Annotated in this window: 3 protein-coding genes; all 3 read right to left on the bottom strand. The window is 70.5% G+C overall.

The genetic code is table 11. The features are described from left to right. A partial coding sequence (locus D180_RS18145) for a histidine-type phosphatase (RefSeq protein WP_017913909.1) occupies window positions 1-634 on the bottom strand: 634 nt, incomplete at its 3' end. A gap of 129 nt (window positions 635-763) precedes the next feature. Beyond that, window positions 764-3,661, bottom strand: coding sequence for a TonB-dependent receptor (locus D180_RS18150; RefSeq protein WP_017913910.1), 2,898 nt, complete (start codon window positions 3,659-3,661; stop codon window positions 764-766). Window positions 3,662-3,929: 268 nt separating this feature from the next. Then, window positions 3,930-4,667 (bottom strand): FecR domain-containing protein (locus D180_RS18155; protein ID WP_017913911.1); only part of this gene is annotated, 738 nt, incomplete at its 5' end.

Raw genomic sequence — 4,667 nt, forward strand, 5'->3', positions numbered from 1 at the left:
GGCGCAGCTTGCCGCTGCCGCTGCCGGCGTCGGCCGGGCAGGGCCGTTGCGCGCACTGCAGCAGCAGTTGCTGCAGGCTGTCGATGGCGTCGGCCTGGGCCGCGTTCCAGGCCTGCGCATCGCCGCCGATGCGGCCGGCGATGGCCGCGCGCATCTGCGCCACCGCGGCGGGAGTGCGCAGGGCGGGCGCGCCGTCGAACAGCGGATCGGAGGCATCGTCGGCGACGCTGTGCACCGGATTGGCGCAGCCCGGGGTCAGCGTGCTGGCCAGCGCCTGCGCCGAGGCGAGGGTGCGTTGGGTGCGGTTGGCCCAGTAGTACGCGGCCGCGCAGCCGTCGCCGGCGAACAGCCCCAGCGGCGCATAGCGGGCGCGGTAGTAGGCGCCGAACAAGCGTTCCAGCGCCGCGCCGTTCGCGGTGAGATACCCGGCCGGCACCGCGAAGCGCGGCCAGGGGCGCGCCGAGTAACGCTCCAGTTGCTCCGCGCTGGACATCGCCGCACGCACGCCGTGGCGCTTGAGGATGACGACTTTTTCCAGCGTGTCTGTCGCGGCCGGTTGCGCGCGTGCCGCGGTGCAGGCCAGTGGCATCAGGGCGAACAGGACGAGGATGGCGAGGCGCGGCAGCGATGGCATCGGCAAGCTCCAGGCAGAGGCGGTACGCCGCGCGCGGCGGTGGGCGGCGCACGGTGCGATGGCCGGCGCCCGCGGCGATGCAGGCCGCGGGGCGGGCTGGCTGCCGCGCGTGGGCGGCAGCGCGGCGGATCAGAAACGTGCGCGCAGGCCCACCGACCAGGTGCGGCCGTAGTCGGTGTAGCCGCCGAACAGGCGGTCGCCGACGTACTGGCGCTGCACCGCACCGGTGAGATTGATCGCGTTGACGAACACCGACAGGGTGTCGTTGACCTTCCAGGCCACGTTCGCGTCGAGGCTGCCGAACTTGTCGCTGTTGAGCGTGGCGACGTTGGCGGTACCGACCGCGTTGACGATGTCGTCGCTCCAGCCGTAGCTCACCCGCGCCATCAGTGGTCCCTTCTCGTAGAACAGCACCGCGTTGTAGGTGTTCTTGGCCACGCCTTCGAGGCTGTCGGTGAAGGTGCGGCTGCCGTCGCGATAGGTGGCCTCGCTGTCGGTCCAGGTGTAGTTGAGCTGCATGCCCAGCCCGTCCAGCGGCGCCGGCAGGCCGGCGAAGACCTGCTGGTAGGCCACTTCCACGCCCTTGACGCTGGCCTGGCTGCCGTTGGTCTTGGACGAGAGCAGGTAGGTCTGGCCCTGGTACTGCAGGTTCGACATCTGGGTCTGGATGAAGCGCGAGATGTCCTTGTAGAACACGCCGCCGGTCAGCGCCGAGGTACCGTCGATGTACCACTCGAAGGTCAGGTCGTACTGCCAGGCCTCGAACGGACGCAGCGACGGATTGCCGCCGCTGGCGGTGAGGATCTCGCCGCTGGAATTGAAGGTGAGCTTGGACGACAGGTCGGTGAGGTCGGGACGGGTGATGACCTTGGCCGCGGAACTGCGCAGCACCATGTCCTCGCGCACGTCCCAGGCGGCGTTGAACGACGGCAGCGCATTGCTGTAGCTGCGTTCGAAGTGCACCGGTTGCGCGCTGCCGTTGACGTCGGCATGGCCGTCGGTGGTCTGCTCGGTGCGCACCAGGCGCACGCCGAGGTTGCCGCGCAGCGCGCGGCCGGCCAGGTCGCCGCCGAAGTCGGCCATCGCATAGGCCGAGCCGATCTTCTCCTTCACCTCGTAGGAGTTCTGCAGGTCGGCGCTGTTCGGCGTGTTGACCAGGTCCGCGGCGGTCGGCCAGGTGCCGAAGAAGCGCGATTGGATCGGCGCCAGCCACTGCCGGGGCAGGTTGCCGTTGGCGTCGGTCAGCATGTCGTCCACCGGCAGCGCGGTGAAGTTGCCGGCTGGGAAGCGCACCCCGGCGATGCTGGTCAGCAGCAGGTCGGCGCGATCGTAGGTGCGCGAGCGCTGCCGGTACTTGGCGCCGAACTTGAGCTCGCGAAAGAAGCCGTCGCCGAGCGCGCGCTTGGCGTCGAGCTGCAGCGCGTCCTCCTTGTCGCGCGCATCGATCTCGCGCCACTCCAGGCGGCGCCCGGCTACGCTGGCCGGGTTGGTCGGGTCGAAGCCGTTGGTGAAGCGCCAGTCGGGCACGTCGTCGCCATCGGCCTGCGGCATGTCCACGCGCATCGACAGGGTGTTGCCGCTGCGCAGGCGCGTGCGCCGGATCGGATCGGAGTCGTAGCTGTGCGCCTGCGAGTGGAACGCCACCGCGCCCAGCGTCCACGCATCGCCGCTCCAGGTGCTGGACAGGCGCGCGCTGCGGTTGTCGTCGGTGATGCCGGAGGTCTCGCGCGAGATCTGCACCTGGCCGTTGCGGTAGTCGAAGCCGGCGACGCCGCCGTGCGCCACGCGCAGGTTGCTGAGCTTGGCCAGGCTGTCGAAGCCCACGCCCAGGCTGTATTCGTCGTAGTGCACGGTCTGTTTGGCGTAGAGCAGGTCCAGGTTGGTTTCCCAGGCCGCGCTCGGCTTCCACTGCAGCGAGGCGGCGATGCCGGTGCGTTCGCGCTGCTCCAGTTCCAGCGTCGGACGCAGGCCGGTGGGCACGTAGTTGGCGCCAGGCACGCCCGGCACGCCGTCGCGGTAGTAGTCCCAGCTCACTTCGTTGACCCGGTCCTGGCGCAGGCTGCGCTGCGCGTAGGCGCCGGACAGCAGCAGGCCGAAGGTGCCGTCGGCGTTGACCCAGTTGAACAGGCCGGACACGCGCGGGTCGTTGGCGTGGGTGCGCTGCGCCTGGCTCGACTCCAGCGACACGTTGGTAAGCGTTTTACCTAGTTCAAGCGGGCGGAACGTGCGTACGTTGACGATGCCGCCGATCGCGCCTTCGTCCAGGTCGGCGGTGGGGCTCTTGATCACGTCCAGGCCGGCGACCAGTTCCGCCGGCAGGGTGTCGTAGCGGAACTGGCGGCCGGTCTGGCCGGAGGTGCGCACGTTCTCGTTGACCGCCATGGTCTGGCCGTTGAGCGTGGTCACCTGGAAGTTGGGGCCGAGGCCGCGCACGCGCACGTACACGCCTTCGCCGCGGTCGCGCACGATCGACACGCCGGGCACGCGCTGCAGCGCTTCGGCCACGTTCTGCGCCGGCAGCTTGCCGATATCCTCGGCGGCGATCACGTCGACCACGCTGTCGGCGTAGCGCTTCTCGCGCAGCGCGGCGCTGAGGCTGCCGGCGTAGCTGCCGAGCACCTGGATGCTGTCCAGTTGCTTGACCGGCGCATCCGCCGACGCCACCGGTGCCGGCGTCGGTGCGGCCGCCATCGCCGCCGGTGCAGTGGCCGCTGTTTCCGCCGGCGCGCTCGCTGCCTCGATCGTCACCGTGGTCGGGGTGAGGAAACGGTAGCGCAGGCCGGTGCCGTCGAGCAGTTGCTGCAGCGCCTGTTCTGGCGCCGCGCCAGCGCGGCTGCCATGGGTCTGCGGGTTGCCGGTGCTGCCGGCGGCATAGACGAACTGCAGGCCGGTCTGCCGCGACAGCGCATTGAGCGCGCGCGCCAGCGGCTGCGCGGGAATCGCCTCGACCGCGATGGGCGCGGTCTGCGCGCCGGCGACGCCGGCGTGCAGGGCGAGGGCGATGGAAAGGAACAGGGTGCGGCGCATCGTCGGGTCCTGTGAGAGCGGGGGTGGTGTGGTGCGCGCGGCATCGCCCATGGGCGTTTGCCTGCGCTGTCCCCGGACTACGAGGCGCGACGACGAAGATCGGGCACCGTTTTTCGATGAATTTTCTGTGACACGTGCGTGCGAGTGCTGGCGTCGCGTGCGCGCACGGATGCGTGCGTGCACGATGCATGTGACGCGCTGATGGCGTGCCGGCCGTCTGGTTTGAAGGATGCGTGCGCCGCGCAGTGCGCGCGACGCAGCTGCCGCGCTACTGCAGGCGCGCCTGTGTCGGCGTGCGGCTGCGCACGTGGATGCCGTCGGCGCTGGTGCGCACCTGCAATGTCGGCTGCGCATCCAGGAAGGCGCGCAACGCGGCGACGTCGTCGCCACGCAGGTTGCCGGTCAGTCGCATCGCCCCGGCATCGGCGTCGTCGATCAGCAGGCGGGTGCGGTTGAGCCGGTTGAAATCCTCGGCGACATTGGCCAGCGGTTCGTCGCGGAACACGATGCGGTGTTGCCACCACGCGTGCATCGCGGCGACGTCCTCGTTGCCCAGTTCGACCCGGCCATCGGCGGTGTCGATGCGCGCGCTCTGGCCGGCGCCGAGATCGGCCAGCATGGGTTGTTGCGGACGGTCCTGGCGCCAAACGTGCACGCGTCCGGCCGAGACCTCGATGCGCGCCTGGTCGGGGTGCAGGGCGATGTCGAAGGTGGTGCCGATATCTTCCACGCGCAGGCCCCCGGCCTGCACCTGCAGCGGGCGCCGGTCGGCGGCGACCACGAAACTGGCCTGGCCCTGCAGCAACTGCAGCTTTCGGCTCCAGGGGGTCAGCGTGGCGCGTACCTGGGTCTGCGCATTGAGCCGCACCGTGCTGCCGTCGGCCAGTTGCACGCTGCGTTGTTCGCCGAGCGCGGTGCGGTAGGTCTGGCTGCGCGGCCAGGCCCAGCCGACCAGCACCGCCACCGCGCACACCGCGGCGGCCGCGGCCAGACGCCAGCGCGGCGC

This window comes from Xanthomonas sp. SHU 166 (assembly GCF_000364685.1).
Taxonomy (GTDB): Bacteria; Pseudomonadota; Gammaproteobacteria; order Xanthomonadales; family Xanthomonadaceae; genus Xanthomonas_A; species Xanthomonas_A sontii.